The sequence below is a fragment of the Lentzea sp. NPDC054927 genome, from assembly GCF_053610285.1.
The window spans coordinates 82,665-102,780 of sequence record NZ_JBSGXZ010000022.1 but is presented as its reverse complement, the minus strand read 5'-3'; the positions used below and the strand labels follow the sequence as shown (position 1 = coordinate 102,780).

General features: G+C 71.8%; 4 protein-coding genes (1 of these 4 running past the window's edge). All 4 read right to left on the bottom strand.

Annotated elements, in window-relative coordinates; translation table 11 throughout:
- Positions 1-41: 41 nt before the first annotated feature.
- Tightly spaced (each overlapping or abutting the next), the 4 genes in view from ACWGE0_RS26405 to ACWGE0_RS26390 form a layout consistent with a single transcriptional unit that may run on beyond the window.
- Positions 42-1,508 (bottom strand): ArnT family glycosyltransferase, encoded by a 1,467-nt coding sequence (locus tag ACWGE0_RS26405; protein WP_452263577.1) that lies wholly within the window; start codon positions 1,506-1,508, stop codon positions 42-44.
- Positions 1,505-2,767, bottom strand: coding sequence for an MFS transporter (locus ACWGE0_RS26400; protein ID WP_452263576.1), 1,263 nt, complete (start codon positions 2,765-2,767; stop codon positions 1,505-1,507). Before ACWGE0_RS26400 ends, ACWGE0_RS26405 begins: the two co-directional genes overlap by 4 nt.
- Positions 2,764-4,257, bottom strand: coding sequence for an amino acid adenylation domain-containing protein (locus tag ACWGE0_RS26395; RefSeq protein ID WP_452263575.1), 1,494 nt, complete (start codon positions 4,255-4,257; stop codon positions 2,764-2,766). The genes ACWGE0_RS26400 and ACWGE0_RS26395 overlap by 4 nt, the downstream gene beginning before the upstream one ends.
- On the bottom strand, positions 4,254-20,116 hold the 3' portion of the coding sequence (locus tag ACWGE0_RS26390; RefSeq protein ID WP_452263574.1) for a non-ribosomal peptide synthase/polyketide synthase. It continues 7,012 nt past the right edge of the window; 15,863 of the gene's 22,875 nt are visible here — the last part of the coding sequence; the start codon falls outside the window, past its right edge; it ends in the stop codon at positions 4,254-4,256. The genes ACWGE0_RS26395 and ACWGE0_RS26390 overlap by 4 nt, the downstream gene beginning before the upstream one ends.

The following is a 20,116-nucleotide window of genomic DNA, read 5'->3' as shown; positions in this document are numbered from 1 at the left end:
CATGCTCACCAGGCGATCTATATTCCGGCCATATGGCGCAGTCAGAACCCGACCTGCTCGAGCTGCCGCAGTCGCGGCCACAGCTCGTTCCACGGCCGAACCGGGGCGCTGAGCAGCGACAACGGCTGGGTGGCGTGCTTGGGGTGCTTGATCAGCCCGAGCGGATCGGTGTACACGCCGAGCTCGCGCACCTGTCCGAACTCCGCCCGCAGGAAGTCGGGCACCTCGCCCACGTACAGCACCTGCCGGGTGCCGTCCGCCGGCGCGCCGAAGTACCAGGACCCTCGGAGGTAGCAGTACACCGGCGGGAGGTCCTGGCCGAACTGCTCCAGCGCCCCGGCGTACCCGGACGATCCCGCCATCAGCACCAGACCGTCCTTTTCGGACGGTGAGAGCCGGGTGTACACGTCGGTGACGGCAGGCACGACCGCGGGGAAGTCGTCGCTGACGTTGTTCATCAAGTAGGTGTCGGGCGCCGGTCCGGTCGGCGGGAACGGCAGCAGACCGCGGATGATCAGCAGCGCGGACACCGCGAACGCCGGTGCCGTGGTGGTCCAGCGCCATCTCGGGCTCACGGCGGCGGCCGCCCAGCAGACCGGGAAGATCCCGGCCACGTAGTAGGGCTGCTGGCCGAGCGCGAGCAGTCCGGCGATCAGCACCACGGCGGTCCAGCCGAGATAGCGGTGCGGCCCCTGGAACAACCGGATCAGTCCGAGCACGAACAGGACTCCGCCGACCAGCCCCGCGTAGACGATCACGAACGCCAGGAAACCGACCCTGCCGCCACGTCCGCCCGCCTCCTGGGCCAGCACCGCGCCCATCTCCAGCTGCGGCCAGCCGTGGTGGGCCTGCCACCACAGGCCGGGCAGCACCGACAGCAGCGCGATCCCGGCGCCCGCCCACAACATCGGGCGGCGCAACAGCTCCCGTGGTCCGGAGATCAGCACACCGATCAGCACCGCCAGCCACAGGAACAAGATGAGGAACTTGGCCTGCAGGGCCACCGCCGTGACGGCACCGATGGCCAGCAACAGGCGGTCGTCGCGGGTGCGGTTCCAGCGGGCCAGCAACCAGAGCGCGACCGTCCACAGTGCCCAGTCGAGCGAGGTGGTGTTCAGGTGGTGGCCGTCGGCGACGATCAATGGAGAGATCGCGTAGGAGGCAGCGGCGACCAGCTGCGCCCTGGTACCGCCGCCGAACTCGCGGGCGATCAGTGCGGTGACCAGCACGCCCGCGGTGACCGCGAGGGTGGACGGTAGCCGCAGCACGATCAGCGAGTGCGGGGCGATGGTGTCGGCGAGGTGGGCCAGCAGCGGGATGAGCGGAGGCTGGTCGGCGTAGCCCCAGTCGAGGTGCCGGCCCGCGCTGAGGAAGTACAGCTCGTCGTCGGTGTAGCCGAAACCCGCGCTGGTGATGAGGAACAGCAGGAAGACCGCGGTGGCGAGGAGTGCCAGCGGACGGCGGGCGAGAGGTGTGCCGAGGACGACCGGCTGCGCTGTCGCGGTCATGATCCGGCCGTTCCGCTGATGTCGACCTTCGGCGGGGCGCCGCGCATCGCCCGGCTGCTCGCCGCCGTGATCGTCAGCATCAGCACCATGACGCCGAGCAGCGAGCCGGTCCAGCCGACCCCGGCGTGGTCGAGCAGGTAGCCGCCGATCGGGCCCGCCGCCGCGTTCGCACCCGAGCAGAGGAACCTGGCGGCGCCGTTCACCCGGCCCTGCAGGTGTTCCGGCGTGTTCTGCACCTGGAAGGTCCAGCCCGCCACGTTGAGCACCCCGCCCACCAGCGAGTTGCCGGCGAAGATCGCGGCCAGCAGCACGGGGTCGCGGACGAAGGCGATCGCGGGGATGAGCAGGGTCCAGGTGCCGTAGCCGATGATCCAGGTGGTGCGCATGCTCACCCGGCGGATCCACCAGGGCGCGAGCAGGGCGCCGGCGAACCCTCCGATCCCGCCGACGGCGGTGATCACGCCGACCAGTGCGGGAGAGTTGTTGTTGCCGTGGATGATCAGCAGCACGGTCAGGAACACGATCTGGAAGACGAAGTTGCTGCCGGCGAACAGTCCGATGAGGACCCTGGCGAACTTCTCCTGCCAGGCCCAGCGGATGCCCTCGCCGATCTCCACGTGCAGCCTGCGCCTGGGCTGGGTCTGCTCGGTGCGGAACTCGCGGCGGATGAAGATCACGCACACCACCGCGACCAGGTCCGCGATGGCGGAGAAGGCGAAGGGCATCCAGCGGGTCAGGGTGAACAACGCGCTGCCGATGGGCTGACCGATCAGGCCGATGGCCGAACCGCGCGCCTCGTTCTGGGACAGCGCGGTGGGCAGCTGCTCCTTGGTGACCACGTTGCGCACGGCGGCGCGTTCGGCCAGGTCGTAGAAGATGCCGCGGGTGGACTCGAGGAACGCGGCCACCATCAGGTGCGGGATCCAGATCGAGTCGAAGTACACCGCCACGGCCACACTGGCGATGGCGAACGCACCCATGATGTCGCAGGTCAGCATCAGCTTGCGCCGGTCCCACCGGTCGACCAGGGCGCCGGCGGGCAGCTGGATGAGCAGGGTCGCCAGCTGGCCGGCGAAGGCCACCCAGCCGGTCAGCACCGCTGATCCGGTCTCCCACAGGGCGAGCAGCGGGAAGGCCACCATGCCGACGGTGGCGGCGAAGTGGGACATGCCGGCGCCGAACCAGAGCCGGATGAAGTCCCGGTTCTTGCGCAGCGGCACGGGTTCGGTGGTGGTCTCGGAGTCGGTCGGGGTGCTCATCGAGCAGCTCCTCGGCGGGCTGTGCGCGGATCGGGCAGGGCGGAGCGGTCGAGTTTCCCGCTGGTGTTCAAGGGAATCCTGGCGATGGCCACGAACGTGCCGGGCACCATGTAGTCCGGCAACGCTGCGGACAGATGCGCGCGGATCGCGGCCACGTCGGGGCGGCGGCCGGGTGCGGGCACCAGGTAGCCGATCAGGCGCTGGTCGCCGGGTTCGGGTTCACGGACCGCGGCCACCGCGTCGGCCAGGTCGGGGTGTTCCCGCAGCCGGGCCTCGATCTCGCCGAGCTCGATCCGGTGGCCGCGGATCTTGACCTGGGTGTCCGCGCGGCCCAGGAACTCCAGGCCGTGCGCGGTGTGCCGGACCAGGTCGCCGGTGCGGTAACGCCGGGCTCCGGGTTCGCCGTCGGGGTCGGGCACGAAACGTTCGGCGGTCAGCGCGGGACGGCCGAGGTAGCCGCGGGCCAGGCCGTGGCCGCCGATGCACAGCTCGCCGGTCTCGCCCGCGGGCACGTCGGCCCCGCTGTCGTCGAGCACGTGCAGGCTGGTGTTGGCCAGTGGTTCGCCGAGGGAGATCCGTTCGGTCTGCGGTGGCACCGGCCAGTGCGCGGACCAGACCGTGGTCTCGGTCGGACCATACACATTGGACAGGAACTTGAGCCGTGCGTGCAGCTGCGTTGCCAGTGGGACCGGCAGTGCTTCGCCGCCGACCAGGCCGATCGCTCCTGGCTCGTCGAACCCGGCGGCCAGCAGCAGCCGCCAGCCGGACGGGGTGGCCTGCACATGGGTCAGCGCGTGCGCCCGGATCAGTTCGAGCAGCGCCACGGGGTCCTTGGCCTCGGCATCGGTGGCCAGGGCCAGCTCGCCGCCACTGGTCAGCGGCAGGTACAGCTCGACCGCGGAGATGTCGAAGGACACCGAGGTCGAGGCCAGCCAGCGGCCGCCGCCCGCGCCGACGTCGGCGCCCATCGAGTCGATCAGGTTGGCCAGCGCGCCGTGGCTGACCATGACGCCCTTGGGTTTGCCGGTGGAACCCGAGGTGTAGATGACGTAGGCCAGCTGGTCGGGGCTCAGTTCGGGCAACGGCGTGGGCTCGCCGGAGAGTTCGACCGCGTCCATCCGCACCACGTGCCCCGTGAAGGACTCCGGGATCCGCGGGGCCAGCTCGTCGTGGGTCAGCAGGATCCGCGCGCCGCTGTCGCTGAGCATGTGCGCCAGCCGCGCGGGCGGCAGGTTCGCGTCCAGCGGCAGGTAGGCGGTGCCGGCCAGCCACACGCCGAGCAGCGCGGGCAGCAGGTCGGGGCCTCGACGCAGGCAGACCGCGACCGGGATGTCCGCCTCCGCGCCGAGCCGGCGCAGGTGGCGGGCGATCTGCTGCGCCCGTTCGGTCAGGTCGCGGTGGCGCAGGCGCACTTCGCCGGTGCGCACCGCGATCTCGTCCGGTCGCGCGGCGGCCTGGCTCGCTATCAGCTCAGGAACGAGCGGCGTCAACGGGATCCCTCTTCTCCGGTGGTGTTGGTGTCGCGCAGCAACGTCGCGAGCAGGTCGGTGCATTCGGCGGCCAGCTCGCGCAGCCGTTCGATCTCGTTCGCCCGGAACGTCCACCGCAGCTGTCCACTGTGGACGTCGAACTCGACCGACAGCGGCGCGCCGTCGTGGCCGACCGCGACCTGGGGTGCGCGCTGTGCGGTCAGCTGGTCGGCGACGTCCGGGTGGTTCCGGAGCAGGCCGTAGCCGTCCGGGCTCGGCTCCGCGGCCAGCTGACGGCGCACCGCGCGCAACACCGCGACCGGGTCCCGTCGCCGGGGCAGCCACAGCGGAACCGGCCGGCTGGTCAGCAACGGGCCGACCAGTCGTTCGCCGTTCCGCGGGTCGTGCACGACGTCCACGGTCAGCCGGTCGCCGCCGGTCCAGGCGGTGATTGGGCCGGCCAGTGCGGCGAGCAGCAGATCCGGCCGACCGGTGAACGGCTCGTCCAGCGTGGTGACGTGCGTTTGCGCCGGACCGGGGGTGATCGGCAGCGGCGGGCCGTCGACCCGGCCGAGCCAGTGGTGCGCCTCGTCCAGAAGTTCCGGCTGGGCCGCGCGTTCCGCCTGCCGCCGCAGGACCGCGTGCGGCGATCCCGCCGCGGGCAGCTGAACGGACTCTCCGTCCGACAGCTGCCGGTACGCGGTGGCCAGGTCGGCGCGCAGCACCGGCCAGGAAGCCCGGTCCACGGCGAACCGGCGCACCCGCACCACGTTGCCGGGTTCGGCCTGCAACACCGGACCGTCGGCCGGCAGCCGCAGAGCCTCGTGGTGGGTGATCACCGCCTGCACGGCCTGGTCGAACAGCTCCGGATCCACCGGTGCGGGCAGCGGCACCTCGAGGAGGTCCACGCCTGAGTCCTGCGGTAGCTGGGGTTCGGCCAGCGACGCCAGTTCGGCGAGCGTGCCGGACTGGTAGATCATCCACATCGACAACGGCAGACCGCGTTGCTGTGCCAGGGCGAGCAACCGGGCCGCGCGCAGGGAATCCCCGCCCAGGGCGAAGAAGTTGTCCTGCACGCCGATCTGCTCGATCCCCAGCACTTCCCGCCACAGCTCGGCCACCCGTTGCTCGGCCGGGGTGCGCGGCGGCTCCGGTGCGATGTCAGCGAAGGCGGCGCGGTCCGGAGCGGGCAGCGCGCGGTGGTCGACCTTTCCGTTGGCGGTCAACGGGATCCGGTCCACGGTCAGGATCGCCGAGGGAACCATGTACTCGGGCAGCCCACCGGCCAGGTGCTCGCGCACCTTGACCGCATCGGGTGCGGCACCGGACGTGGTGACGAGATAGGCCACCAGCGTGTTGTTCCGGGCCAGCACCACGGCCTCGCGGACCTCCGGGTACTCCAGCAGCCGGGACCGGATCTCGCCCAGTTCCACCCGGTAGCCGCGGATCTTGACCTGGTCGTCCTGGCGCCCCAGCGTGTCCAGGCTCCCGTCGGGCAGTCGCCGGCCGAGGTCGCCGGAACGGTAGATCCGCGATCCCGGTGCGCCGTAAGGGTTCGGGAGGAACCTTTCGGCGGTGAGCGCGGGCTGACCGAGGTAACCGCGGGCCAGTCCGGCGCCGGAGATGTAGACCTCGCCGGGCACCTCGATCGGCAGCAGATCGCCGTGCGCGTCCAGCACGTGCATGGCGGTGTTCGGGATCGACTCGCCCAACGGCAGCAGTTCGCTGGTCAACGCGTCGACCGGCTGGCCGGAGTTGCCGATGGTGATCTCGGTCGGGCCGTACTCGGTGGCCAGCGGTGTGCCGGTGCCGGCCAGCTCGCGCCAGCGCCGCACCAGGCTCAGCGGGAAGGCGTCGCCGGCGGCGATCACCAGTCCGGCCAGGTCGTGGGCCTGCTGCGGGGTGAGCTGGTGAGTCAGCAGGTCCAGGTGTGCCGGGGTCAGCTTCACGAAGCTGTACGGCCCCCGCGCGGCCAGTGCGCTGCCGAGCTCGGCGGTGTCGAGGCCGGCGGGCAGCAGGTGCGTGGTCTGACCGGTGAGCAGCGGCGTGAACAGGTTCGGGATGCCGAGGTCGAAGGAGATCGGGGAGAACACCGCCGAACCGCCGGAGCCCCGCGCCGCGTACGACTCGGTGGTCCACAGCAGGTAGTTCAGGAGACTGCCGTGGGTGGCCATCACACCCTTGGGACGGCCGGTCGAGCCGGAGGTGTGGATGACGTAAGCGAGCTGGTCGCTCTCGATCCGCCGCGTGGGCGCGGTGTCCGGCAGCTCGGTCAGCGGCTCGGTGTCCAGGTCCACCCGCACGCCCTGGTACTCAGCCGGAATCCGGTCGTGCAGCGCGGTTTCGGTGAGCAGCACCGTGGTTCCGGTGTCGCCCAGCAGCACCGCGATCCGCTCGGTCGGCATCGCCTCGTCCAGCGGCAGGTAGGCCGCTCCTGCCTGCCAGACGCCGAGGAGAGCGGGCAGCAGGTCAGGGCCGCGCCGCAGCAGCACGCCGACCAGGGACTCCGGTCCCGCACCGAGCTGCTGGAGCCGGTGGGCGATCCGGTTGGCCCTGGCCAGCAGCTCGCGATAGGTGAGCTGGTCTTCACCGCTGGTCACCGCCACCGCGTCCGGGGTGGCGGCGGCCTGTTCGGCGATCAGGTCGACCACTGTCTTTTGTGGACGGTCTGCGGCGGACCCGGTGCCCAGAGCGAGCAGGGGTTCGGCAGGCAGGACCGTGCGCACCGGGCCGTGCGGGTCGGCGACCATGGCCGTCAGCACCAACCGGTACAGCTCGGCGAGCCGTCCGGCGGCCTCCTTGCTGAGTGCGGCGGTCGACGTGCCGAGCACCAGATCCTCGCCGCTGGCCAGCACGTTCAGCGCGAAGTCGTTCACGCCGGAGCCGAGCCCGGCGGCGGTGTCCACGCTCTGCTCGTCGACCTGGTGGAAGTCCAGGTAGTCGAACAGCACGGTGATCAGCCGCTCGGCCTCGGCCGCGCGCTGGATCTCCGGCATGGGGAACCGGCGGTGTGCCCAGATCTCCGCCTCGCCGTCGAACGTCTGCCGCACCAGGTCGAGCCAGCTGCGGGCGGAACGGTCGTGCGGCAGCGGCAGGGTGTTGAGGTGCATGCCCAGCACCTGCTCGCCACCGGGTGCTTCCAGGCGGCCGTGCAGCACCAGACCGCTGTGGAAACGCGGTTCCGGGCTGATCGTGGCCAGCACCTGCAGGTGTGCGGCCAGCAGCACGGACTTCAGCGAGGTCCTGGCGGCACGGGCCAGATCGCGCAGCCCCTCGGTCAGGTCGCCGAACGGCACCCGCACCGAGTACGGCTCGTCACCGGTTCCGGCCCAGGCCTCGGGAAGGGTGAACGGGACGTGCTCACCGACCACCTGCTCCCAGTGGCCGCGGTCCACGGCACTGTCCAGAGAGGACAGTTCGGCGGCGATGAAGTCCGCGTACCGCACGCCCGGCGCGGGCAGCGGTTCGGTGCCGCGATAGGCGGACAGCAGCTCCATGAGCAGCGTGGTCACCGTCCAGCCGTCGGTCACCGCGTGGTGGTGGGTGAAGGTCAGTCGCCAGGCGGAATCCGACTCCAGGTGCACGGCCAGCCGGACCAGCGGCGGGCGTTCCAGGTCGAACACAGCCCGGTTCTCCGCCAACAGGAACTCGGTGGCGGCCTGACGCTGCTCGTCCACGTCCAGTCCGCGCAGGTCGTGCACTGTCAACGGCACGCTGACCCCGTTGTGCACCAGCTGTACCGGACCGCGGTACCCGGTCAGTCGCACCGACGTCCGCAGCACCTCGTGCCGGGCGGTGACCAGGTCGAGCGCGGCGCGGAAAGCGGTGGCGTCGAAGGGGTCGGTGTCGGGGATCCGGAAGCTGCCGACGTTGTGGTAGCGGGCCTGCTCCGGCGCGGCCAGGCTCTCCACCACCATGCCGGTCTGCACCTGGGACAGCGGGTAGGCGTCCACCACGTCGGCGGGCAGCGCGGCCCGGTCCGCCGGGTCGAGCAGCGCGAACGGCGCCACCGGGACGAACTCCGCGGCGGGTCGGCCACCGGTGTGCTCTGCCAGTTCGGCGATGCTGCGATGCCGGTAGAGCTCGCGGATGCCGATGTCGAGCCCGGCCGCGCGCAGTGCTGCGGACAGCCGGACCGCGCGGATGGAGTCCCCGCCCAGCTCGAAGAAGCTGTCGTGCACGCCGACCCTGGTCAGGCCGAGCACCTCGCACCAGATCGCGGCGATTCGCTGCTCGGCCGGGTTGCGCGGCGCGACCTGCCCGGTGAGCCGGTGGTCAGGAGCCGGCAGTGCGCGCTGGTCGACCTTTCCGTTGGGGGTCAACGGGAGTTCGGCCAGCCGCACGATCGCGGCGGGCACCATGTAGTCGGGCAACGACTTCGCCAGTTCGGCGCGCAGGTCGCCAGACTCGCCGTCGGCCACCACGTAGGCGATGAGCGCGCCGTCGCGGGCGAGCACGAACGCCTCCCTGACCAGCTTGGCCAGTGCTGTCCGCACCTCGCCGAGCTCGACCCGGTAACCGCGGATCTTGACCTGGGAGTCCAGTCGGCCCAGGAAGTCGAGCGTGCCGTCCTCGTGCAGGTAGGCCAGGTCGCCGGTCCGATAGCGCCGGGATCCGGGCCTCCCCAGGGGGTCGGGCACGAACCGCTCCGCGGTGAGCGCGGGCTGGTTGAGGTAGCCGCGCGCCACACCGACACCGCCGATGTGCAGTTCACCCAGCGCCCCAACGGGAACCAGGTCGCCACTGCCGTCCAGGACGAGCGCCGAGGTGTTCGGGATCGGGCGCCCGATGGGGACGGTGCCCTCGTGGGTGTCCGCGATCGGGTGGACCACGTTGGCGATGGTCGCCTCGGTGGGGCCGAACTCGTTGAGCAGCCGGTCCGGGCCGAGGACGTCCAGCCAGTGGGCCGCGGTCGCCGGGGGCAGCGCCTCGCCGCCGACTACGTAGGTCCCGGCCAGTTCGCTGAGCTGGGTGCCGGACAGCTGGTGGGACAGCAGGTCCAGGTGCGCCGGGGTGAGCTTGACGAAGCTGAACGGACCGGCGGCGGCGAAGGCCTCACCGAGTTCGGCCGGCTCCGCGTCGATCAGGTGCACCGGCTGGCCGGTGATCAGCGGCAGGAACAGGTTGGTGGCGGGCAGGTCGAAGGCGATCGAGGAGAACAGCGGCGCCCCGCCGGTGGCACGCGAGGTGTAGGCGTCGGCCGACCAGCGCAGGTAGTTGACCAGGCCGCCGTGCTCGACCATGACGCCCTTGGGACGGCCGGTGGAACCGGAGGTGTAGATGACGTAGGCCAGGTCGGCCGGGGACACCGAGACCTCCGGCGCGATGGTCGGGCCGTCCGGGATCTCCTCCGGGCGCACCACCGTGCCCGCGTATCCCGCGACGCCGGTCTCGGTCACCAGGATCGGCGCCGCGGCGTCGGCGAGCTGGTAGCGCAGGCGGTCCACGGGCGTGCCGGGGTCCAGCGGCAGGTAGGCGGCACCGGCCTTGAGGATGCCGAGCAGCACCGGCACCAGGGCCGGCCCGCGGTCGAGCAGCACACCCACCGGCGCGTCCGGACCGGCGCCCAACTCGAGCAGGTGGTGAGCGAACCGGTTGGCTCGCTGGTCGAGTTCGCGGAAGGTCAGGCTGACCTCGCCGGAGATCACGGCAGTCGCTTGCGGGGTCGCGGCGACGGCGGCGGCGAAGAGCTCCAGCACCGTTCCCGTCTGCCAGTCCACAGTGGACCCGATGCCGGTGCCGGTGATCAGCTCGCGCTGCGGGGCCGGGAGCACGAGATCCGCGTCGGCGGCCATGGCTTCCAGCACCGCGCGGTAGAGCGCGGCCAGGCGGTCGGCGGCGGGGCGGGACAGGTGCTTGGCCGACGTGGCCAGCACGATCCGTTCCGGGCTCGCGGTGACGTTGAGCGCGAACTCGTTGGTGCCGGTGCCCACCGCCGCCGCGGTGTCGACCAGACCGGTATCCACCTGGTGGAAGTCCTGGTAGTCGAACAGCACCGCGAGCAACCGGTCCGCCTCGGCCAGACGCTGGATCGCGGGCAGCGGGTGCCGCCGATGCGACCACACCGCGGCCTCTGCGGAGTAGGCCTGTGCCACCAACTCCCGCCAGCTGCGGGCCGAGCGGTCGTGCGGCAGCGGGACGGTGTTGAGGTGCATGCCCAGCACCCGTTCACCGCCGGGAACCTCCATGCGGCCGTGCAGCACGAGTCCGCTGTGGAACGCCGGTTCGGGGGTGAGGGTGCCGAGCACCTTCAGATGAGCGGCCAGCAACACGCTCTTCAGCGAGGTCCGCGATTGGCGGGCCAGCGCCCTCAGATCCTCCGCGAGGTCGGCGAACGGCACGGACACGTGGTAGCCGCCTGCCGCCGCCTGGGCGTCGGCCCAGGCGGCGGGCAGGGCGAACGGGGTGTGGCTGGTGACCACTTGCTGCCAGAACCCGACGTCCTCTGCTCTGTCCAGAGAGGACAGTTCGGCGGCGATGAAGTCCGCGTACCGCACCGCGCTGGCCGGTTCGGCAGTGGCGGATCGGCCGTCGCGCAGGCTGCGGTAGAGGTGCAGGAGCTCCATCAGCAGCGTGTTCAGACTCCAGCCGTCGGTGGTGGCGTGCGTCTCGGTGACGGTGAGCCGCCAGGCCCGATCCGACTCCAGGTGCACGGCGACCCGCAGTGCGGGAGCGACCTCGACCGGGACCGGGGTGTTCCGCTCAGCGGCCAGGAACTCCTGGCCGGTCAACGCTTGTGCGTCCTCGTCCAGTTCGCGCAGGTCGTGGACGACGAGCGGGACCTCGGCGGTGGCGTGCACCAGCTGCAGCGGACGGTCGAAACCGTCCAGGTGCAGGGAGGTGCGCAGCAGGTCGTGCCGCTGGGTGAGCCGGTCCACCGCGGCGCGGAAGGCGGTCTCGTCGAAGGGCTGGTCGTCGGGCAGCCGGAAGGAGTTGACGTTGTGGTAGGTGCTTCCGTCGCCGGACAGCATCTCCACCAGCATCCCGGTCTGCACCTGGGACAGCGGGTAGGCGTCGGCGAGACCGGCGGGCAGTGCGGCGCGTTCGGCGTCGGTGAGCAGCGCGAACGGAGCCACCGGCGCGAACTCGGTCACGCTGCCCGACTCCTGCGCGGCCAGCGCGGCGATGGTGCGGTGGGTGAAGACGTCCCGCACGGTCACGCCGAACCCGGCCGCGCGCAGGGCGCCGACCAGGCTGACCACCCGGATCGAGTCGCCGCCGAGGTCGAAGAAGCTGTCCTCGATCCCGATGCCGTCGACCTCCAGCACCTCCGCCCACACCGCGGCCATGCGTGCTTCGGCCGGGGTGCGCGGGGCCGGACCACCGGCGCCGGCGAAGGCGGTGCGGTCCGGGGCGGGCAGGGCGCGCTGGTCGAGCTTGCCGTTGGGGGTCAACGGCAGCCGGTCCAGCAGCACGAAGGCCGAGGGCACCAGGTACTCCGGCAGTCGTGCGGCCAGCTGGTCCCGCAGCGCGACGAGGTCGAGGTCAGTGCCGACCAGGTAGGCCACCAGCTGGTCGTCGCGGACGATCACCGCGGCGGTCCGGACGCCGGGCAGCGCGGTGAGCGCGGCCTGGACCTCGCCCAGTTCCACGCGGTAGCCGCGGATCTTGACCTGGTTGTCCGCGCGGCCGAGGAAGTCGAGCACCCCGTCCGCCCGGCGCACGGCCAGGTCGCCGCTGCGGTAGAGCCGGGAACCGGGCGGGCCGAACGGGTCCGGGACGAACCGCTCCGCGGTCAGCGCCGGGCGGTTCAGGTAGCCGCGGGCCAGGCCGATGCCGCCGACGTTGATCTCACCCGGCGTGCCGACCGGCACCAGGCCGCCGTGCGCGTCCAGCAGGTGCAACTGCTGTCCGTGCAGCGGCAGGCCGATCGGGCTGCCTGCCGAACCGAGGTCGGTCTCGGTGATGCGGTGGTAGGTCGAGGTGATCGCGGTTTCGGTGATGCCGTAGGTGTTGACCAGCGCGGGCCGGTCCAGGCCCAGCCGGTCGGCCCACGGCCGCAGTTCGGCGGCGTCCAGCTTCTCGCCGCCGAAGGTGAGCAGTCGCAACGACAACTCGCCCAGCCGCGGGTCGCCCTCGGCGGCCAGCGCGGTGAGTGCGCGCAGGGTCATCGCGGTCTGCTCGAGCACGGTGACCTGTTCCGCCACCAGCAGTTCCACCAGGTCCTCTGGAGAACGGGCGGTGTCCGTGGGCACCACGACGAGCCGGGCGCCGTGCAGCAGCGCGCCCCACATCTCCCAGACCGAGACATCGAAGGCGTAGGAGTGGAACAGCGCCCACACGTCCGCGGCGGTGAACTCGAAGAAGTCGCGGTTGCGGTGGAACAGGGCCAGCACGGCGGCGTGGCTCAGGCTCACGCCCTTCGGCGTGCCGGTGGATCCGGACGTGTAGATCACGTAGGCCAGCCGGTCCGGGTCGGCGGGGACGCCGGTGTCGTGCGCCGGCCGGGCGGCGATGGCCGAGCGTTCCTCGTCCAGCACCACCGTTCGTCCGCTGTGGACGCCGTGGATCAGCTCGGCGTGTTGGGCGTCGGTGACCACCAGGGAGGCGGCCGTGTCGGCCAGCAGCAGGGCGAGGCGCTCCGGCGGGTTGACCGGGTCCAGCGGCAGGTAGGCGGCGCCCGCTTTGAGGATGGCCAGCAGCGTGGGCACCAGGTCGGGGCCGCGGTCCAGGCAGATTCCGACGATCTGCTCCGGTCCCGCACCCAGTTCGCGCAGGTGGTGGGCGAGTTGGTTGGCGCGGGCGTCCAGCTCGGCGTAGGTCAGCTGGGCGCCGCCCGCGGTGACCGCGACGGCATCCGGAGTTTCCGCCGCTCGCTGCTCGAACACCTCGTGCAGGCACGCGGTGGGCAGGTCGCCAGTAGGGCCGTTCCACTGGTGCAGCAGGAGATCGCCCTCACCTGCGGGCAGCAGGGCGGCGGTGGCGTCGCCCTGAGGATCGGCCACCATCGCGGCCAGCACGGCTCGGTACAGCTCGGCGAGCCGGTCGGCGTTGGCCTGGCTGATCACGTCGGAGCCAGCGTTGAGGATGACGTGCCCGCCGGTGGCGGTGATGTCCAGCGCGAACTCGTTGGGGGAGCTGTGGAACTCGCCGCCGTGGTCGACCAGCCCGGTGTCCACCTGGTGGAAGTCCAGGTACTCGAACAGCACGCTGATCAGCCGGTCGGCACCCGCGGCGCGCTGGATCGCCGGCAGCGGGTGGCGGCGGTGCGACCACAGGGCCGTCTCGGTGGCGAAGGTCTGCTCGACGAGTTCCAACCAGGTGCGAGCGGTGCGCTTGTGCGGCAACGGCACCGTGTTGAGGTGCATGCCCAGCACGCGTTCGCCGCCGGGAGCCTCGATCCGGCCGTGCACCACCAGGCCGGTGTGGAAGGCCGGTTCGCTGGTGAGCAGGCTCATCGTCTTCAGGTGCGCGGCCAGCAGCACGCTGTTGAACGAGGCGCCGGCCGCGCCGGCGAGGGCGCGCAGGCCGGGTTCCAGGTCGGAGAACGGTGCCTGGGCCCGCACCGGTGTGCGCGGGCCGGAGTCGGCCCAGGCGGCGGGCAGGGTGAACGGCTCGTGTTCGGTGACGACCTCACGCCAGAACCCGGTGTCCGCCGGATCGGCCAGTGAGGCCAGTTCGGCGGCGATGAAGTCGGCGAAGCGGACCTCGGGGTGGCTGAACTCCGGCAGGTCCAGGCCGTCGCGCAGGCACCGGTAGAGCTCCAGCAGTTCCACCAGCAGCGAGTGGTAGCTCCAGCCCTCGGTGGTGGCGTGGTTGCTGGTGAAGGTCAGCCGCCAGGCCGAATCCGACTCCAGGTGCACGGTCAGCCGCATCAGCGGTGCCGTGGTCAGGTCGAACAGCCGCCGCTTCTCCTCGGCCAGATAGGTAAGCGCGGCGGTGCGCTGTGCCTCGGCGTCCAGGTGACGCATGTCGTGCACCAGCAACGGAAGCGCGCCCTCGGCGTGCACCAGTTGGAGAGGCTGGGAGTAGCCCTCCAGGTGCATGGAGGTGCGCAGGATCTCGTGCCTGACGGCCACCACTCGTGCGGCCTCCCGCAGCGCGTCCTCGGCGAACGGCTGCTCGTCGGGCACGCGGAAGGAGTTGATGTTGTGGTAGGCAGCTCCGTCCACAGAGGACAAAGCCTCGACCAGCATGCCGGTCTGCACCTGGGACAGCGGGTAGGCGTCCACCACGTCCGCGGGCAGCAGTGCCCGGTCGGCCGCGCTGATCATGGAGAACGGCGCCGCGGTGCGGAAGGGGGCGACCGGGGCCTGCTCGGCGGCGTGCCCGGCCAGGGCGCGGACCGTGCGGAGCTGGTAGATCTCCCGGATGCCCAGGTCCAGGCCCTGCTCGCGGAGCGCGCCGGCGAGGCGGACGGCGCGCATGGAGTCGCCGCCCAGGTCGAAGAAGCTGTCGGTCACGCCGACCTCGCCCAGGTCCAGCACCTCGGCCCACATCGCGGCGATGCGGTGCTCCAGCTCGGTCTCCGGGGCCACCCGGTCCGCGCTGGTGCGGGCCGCGCGGTCCGGGACGGGCAGCGCCCGCTGGTCGACCTTCCCGTTGGCGGTCAACGGGATCGCGTCCAGCCGTACGAAGGCCGACGGCACCATGTACTCCGGCAGCCGCGCGGCCAGTCCGGCGCGCAGCTCGGCGGTGTCCACCGGCTCGCCGGTCAGGTAGGCGACCAGGGTGTCCTCGCGCAGTGCGACCACCGCGTCGGTGACTCCCGGCCAGCCGGTCAGTTCGGCCTGGATCTCGCCCAGCTCGACCCGGTAGCCGCGGATCTTGACCTGGTTGTCCATCCGGCCCAGCGACTCCAGGCTCCCGTCCGGGAGCAGGCGGCCGAGGTCACCGGTCCGGTAACGGCGGCTGCCCGCCTGGCCGTGCGGATCGGGCAGGAACCGTTCGGCGGTGAGCGCGGGCTGACCGAGGTAGCCGCGGGCCAGGCCGGTGCCGGAGATGTAGACCTCGCCGGGCACGCCGATCGGGGCGGGTTCGCCGTGCGCGTCCAGGACGTGCATGGCGGAGTTGGGGATCGACTCGCCCAGCGGGATCAGGTCGGTGCCGGGCAGGTCGTCGATACGCTGGCCGGAGTTGCCGATGGTGATCTCGGTCGGGCCGTACTCGGTGGCCAGCGGCGTGCCGGTGCCGGCCAGTTCGCGCCAGCGGCGGACCAGGCTGGTGGGGAAGGCGTCGCCCGCGGCGATCACCAGACCGGCCAGGTCACGTGCCTGGTCTGCGGTGAGCTGGTGGGTGAGCAGGTCCAGATGGCCGGGGGTGAGCTTGATGAAGCTGTGCGGGGCGGTGGCGGCGAGCTGCGCGCCCAGCTCGGCGGTGTCCACGTCCTGCGGCAGCAGGGTGGCGCTCTGGCCGGACAGCAGCGGGGCGAACAGGTTGGGGATGCCGAGGTCGAAAGCGATCGACGAGAACAACGGGGCGCCGCCGCCACCGCACGCCGAGTAGGCCTCGACCGTCCACAACAGATAGTTGAGCAGGCCTCGGTGGGTGGCCATCACGCCCTTGGGACGGCCGGTGGAGCCTGACGTGTAGATGACGTAGGCCAGGTTGTCCGGCTCGGTCACCCGCGCCGGGGCGGTGGCAGGCTGCGCGCTGAGGTCGGTTTCGCTCAACAGCACCAGATCACCGGTGAGGCGGTCGGCGTGCTGGGGCGCGGTGAGCACCACCGGGTGGCCGGTGTCGGCGAGCATCAGCGCCAGCCGTTCGGTGGGCACGCTCGGATCCAGCGGCAGGTAGCCGGCGCCGGTCTTCCACACGCCGAGCAGCGCGGGCACCAGGTCGAGATCGCGGTCCAGGCAGACCCCGACCAGGGTTTCCGGACCGGCGCCCAGGCCGAGCAGGTGGTGGGCGATCCGGTTGGCGCGCCGGTCCAGCTCGCGGTAGCTCAGCACCTCTGCGCCGAACCGGACCGCGATCGCGTCCGGGGTGGCCAGGACCTGCGCCTCGATCAGGTCGAGCACGGTGGCGTGAGGCAGTTCGACGGTGTCGCCGGTGCCTGCGGCGAGGATCCGGTCGCGTTCGGGCAACGGGCTCGTGGTGGCGTCGCCGAACGGGTCGGCGGCCATCGCGGTCAGCACCGCACGGTAGATCCCGGCCAGGCGGTCGAGGTGGGCCGGGGCGAGCAGGTCGCTGCCACCGGTCAGGGTGACGGCCCCGCCGACCGCGATCACGTTGAGCGCGAACTCGTTGGAGGTGCGTCCGACGCCCGCGGCCAGGTCGGTGACGGCGGCGTCGAGCTGGTGGAAGTCCAGGAAGTCGAACAGCACGTCGAGCAGCCGTCCGCCGCCCGCCTCGCGCTGGATCTCCGGCAGCGGGAAGCGGCGGTGCGGCCAGACCCCGCTCTCCGCGGCGAAGGTCTGCTCGACCAGTTCCAGCCACGTGCGCGCGGTGCCGGTGTGCGGGAACGGCACGGTGTTGAGGTGCATGCCCAGCACCCGGTCTCCGCCCTCGGTCTCCAGCCGGCCGTGCAGGACGAGTCCACTGTGGAACGCCGACTCGTGCGTGAGCAGGCTCAGCGCCTTGAGGTGACCGGCCAGCAGCACGCTCTTCAGCGAGGTTCCGGCTCGTTCGGCCAGCGCGCGCAGACCGTCCAGCTGCGCGGCCAGGTCAACCCGTACGTGGTGCAGCTCCCGCGGGCCCGGTGCGCCCCAGCCGGTGGGCAGGGTGAGCGGTGCGTGCGTCGCTACCACCTCGCGCCAGAACTCGCGGTGTTCCGCACTGTCCACAGCGGACAGCTCGGCGGCCACGTAGTCGGCGTAGCGCACCGGCAACTCGATGGTGGGCAGACCGGTGCCGTCACGCAGAGCGCGGTAGGTGTCCAGCAGCTCGCCCAGCAGGGAGGTGAGGCTCCATCCCTCGGTCACCGCGTGGCAGTGGGTGAAGGTCAGCAGCCAGCCCGTGTCCCCGGTGAGGTGCACCGAGATCCGCAGCAGCGGCGCGGTCTCCGGTTCGAACAGGGCGGACCGCTCGGTGCGCTGGAACTCCAGTCCGGCCTCATGTGCGGCGGCCTGGTCCAGCTCGCGCAGGTCGTGCAGGGTCACCGGGATGGTGCCCTCGGCGTGCACGAGCTGCAGCGGGCGGGAGTGGCCGGTCAGGTGCAGCGAGGTGCGCAGAACGTCGTGCCGCGCGGCCACCACCTGGGTCGCCGCGCGCAGCACGGCCAGGTCGAACGGCTGCTCGTCGGGGATCTGGAAGGAGTTCAGGTTGTGGTACGCACCGCCGTCGCCGGACAGCATCTCCACCAGCATGCCGGTCTGCACCTGGGTGAGCGGGTAGGCGTCCACCACGCCGGTCGGCAGCCGGTCGAGGTCCACTGTGGACAGCAGGGCGAACGGCTCGACGGCCGGTTCGGCATCGGCGGCACCGGGATCGGCGAGCACCAGCGCGGAGATGGTGCGGTGGGCGAACACCTCGCGGATGCCGCTGCCGAACCCTGCCGCGCGCAACGCGCCGACCAGCTGGATGGCCCGGATCGAGTCGCCGCCGAGGGTGAAGAAGCTGTCCTCGACGCCGATCTGCGTCACCGGCAGGCCCAGCACCTCGGCCCAGGCCTCGGCCATTCGCTGCTCGGCGGGGGTGCGCGGGGCGATCCGCTCGGTGGCGGCGAAGGCGGCGCGGTCCGGGGCGGGCAGCGCGCGGCGGTCCAGTTTGCCGTTGGTGGTCAACGGGATTCGCGGCAGCAGCACGAACGCGCTGGGCACCAGGTACTCGGGCAGCGCGGCAACCACGTGCGCGCGCAGTTCGTCGGCGTCCGGAGTGCGGTCCGCAGGGACCAGGTAGGCGACGAGAGCGGGTTCGCCGGTGGCGTCGGGGCGGGCCAGCACCACGGCTTCGCGCACCGCGGGGTGGCTGAGCAGCCGGGCCTCGATCTCGCCGAGTTCGACCCGGTAACCACGGATCTTGACCTGGTTGTCCGCGCGGTCGAGGTAGTCCAGCACCCCGTCCGCGCGCCGCACGACCCGGTCGCCGGTGCGGTACAGCCGGGAACCGGGAGTGCCGAAGGGGTCGGGCACGAACCGCTCGGCGGTCAGCGCCGGCCGGTTCAGGTAGCCCTGCGCCACGCCGACGCCGCCGATGTGCAGCTCACCGGGCACGCCGAACGGCACCAGCGAACCGTGCTGGTCCAGCAGATGCGTCTGCTGCCCCGCCATCGGCACGCCGATCGGGCTGCGGCCGGGTTCGGTGAGGTCGGCGTGGGTGATGCGGCGGTAGGTGGAGTTCACCGTGGTCTCGGTGATGCCGTACATGTTGATCAGCTCTGGCCGGCCCAGGCCCAGCCGGTCCGTCCACGGCAGCAACTCGGCCACGGCCAGCTTCTCGCCGCCGAAGAACACCCGGCGCAGCACCAGTTCGTCCAGCCGGGCATCGCCATCGCCGACCAGCTGGGCCAGTGCGCGCAGGGTCTTCGGTGTCTGGTCGAGCTGGGTGATCCGCTCGCGCACGAGCAGGTCGAGCAGGTCGGAGGGGGAGCGGGTGGCGGCGGTGGGCACCACGACCAGGCGGGCGCCGTGCAGCAACGCGCCCCACAGCTCGAAGACCGAGGTGTCGAAGGCATAGGTGTGGAACAGCGTCCACACCTCGTCCGGGCCCAGGTCCAGCCCGGTGGCGGGGCTGAACATGCGCAGCACGTTGCCGTGGCTGACCGGCACGCCCTTGGGCCGGCCGGTGGAGCCGGAGGTGTAGATGACGTAGGCCAGGTCGTCCTCGGTGGCGCCGCTGTCCGGATCGGTGTCCGGGGTGGCCGGCGCGGCCTCGTCGTCGAGCACCAGGATCGTGCCGTCGTGCACCTCGCGCACCGTTTCCAGCTGTGCGTACTCGGTGACCACAGTGGACAGTCCGGTGTCTTCCAGGATCTGCTGCAGGCGTTGCACCGGGTTGGCCGGGTCCAGCGGCACGTAGGCCGCACCCGCCTTGAGGATGCCGATCAGCGCGGGTACCAGGTGCGCGCCCCGGTCGACGCACAGGCCGACCAGGTCGCCGCGGGTCACACCGCCGGCGCGCAGGCGGTGCGCGATCCGGTTGGCCTCGGCGTTCAGCTCGCCGTAGCTCAGCGTGTGCTCGCCGAAGGTCAGCGCTGGGGCCTGTGGCGGCAGTGCGGCGAAGATGTCGTGCAGGGTGCCGGACACCGGTGCGACGGCGGGCCCGGTGGCCGCGGCCAGCAGTGCGGCCCGCTCGGTCGCGGGCAGGGCGATCGCGGTGGCGTCGCCGTCCGGGTCGGCGGCCATCGCGGTGAGCACGGCCCGGTACAGCTCGCCGAGCCGTTCCAGGTTCGCCCGGCTGAGCACCGCGGTGACGCCGGTCAGGTTGACCTGTCCCGGCTTCGCGCTGATGCTGAGCCCGAACTCGGTGGGCGCGTCGTGGTAGGTGAGGCCCAGGTCCACGCTGTCCCGGTCCACCTGGTGGAAGTCCTGGTAGTCGAACATGGTGTGGATGAGCCGGCCACCGCCGGCCGCGCGCTGGATCGCGGGCAGCGGGTGGCGGCGGTGACCCCAGGCGGCGGCTTCGCGGCGGAAGACCTGGGCCACCAGTTCGTGCCAGCTGCGGGCACCGGTCTCGGCGGGGAACGGCACCGTGTTGAGGTGCATGCCGAGCACGTGCTCGCCGCCCTCGGCCTCCAGCCGCCCGTGCAGCACGAGTCCACTGTGGACGGCCGGTTCCGGGCTGAGTGAGCGCAGCACGGTGAGGTGCGCGGCCAGCAGCACGGTCTTCAGGCCGGTGCCGGCCCGTGCGGCCAGCGCGCGCAGGCCGGGGGCCAGCTCGCCGAAGTGCACCTGGACGTGACTGGCGACGCCTTCCTCTGCGGGGTCGCCGCCCCAGCCCTCCGGCAGCTCGAACGGCACGTGCGTGTCCACGACGTCCTGCCAGAACGCCTGATCGGCCT

Coding starts and splice junctions, on each gene's coding strand:
- ACWGE0_RS26405 (WP_452263577.1), bottom strand. CDS start 1,508: ATGACCGCGACAGCGCAGCCGGTCGTCCTCGGCACACCTCTCGCCCGC.
- ACWGE0_RS26400 (WP_452263576.1), bottom strand. CDS start 2,767: ATGAGCACCCCGACCGACTCCGAGACCACCACCGAACCCGTGCCGCTG.